This window comes from Bartonella sp. AA86SXKL (assembly GCF_042196885.1).
In genome coordinates this window covers 1-314 of record NZ_JBHIRE010000248.1, presented here as the reverse complement: position 1 = coordinate 314, position 314 = coordinate 1, and the positions used below count along the sequence as shown (strand labels likewise).

Sequence of the window (314 nt, the reverse complement as noted above, 5' to 3'; positions counted from 1 at the left end):
GTTTGACCTTTGTGAATCGTGGTTTTATCCCCATGGACGCACGCCATAACTTTCAGAATTCAGAACAATCACAAAGGAATGCCCAAATTCATCAGGATTCTGCCACAGATACAAAGCAAACTACAATCATCGGTTTGCTGCGCATGAGTGAAAAAAATGGTTTTTTTCCACGCAAAAATAATCCTGACGAAAATTTATGGTATACACGTGATCTTTCTGCTATGGCACAAAAACTTGGTCTATCCACGGTTGCCCCGTATTTCATTGATGCTGGAAAAAAAACAGCTACACAAGCAAATTTTCCTGTTGCTGGT

1 protein-coding gene is annotated in these 314 nt (G+C 40.1%); it reads left to right on the top strand.

Annotation, left to right across the window (positions count from 1 at the left end; all coding sequences use genetic code 11):
* Window positions 1–314 (top strand): SURF1 family cytochrome oxidase biogenesis protein (locus ACFIO5_RS11300; RefSeq protein ID WP_375705456.1); only part of this gene is annotated, 314 nt, incomplete at both ends.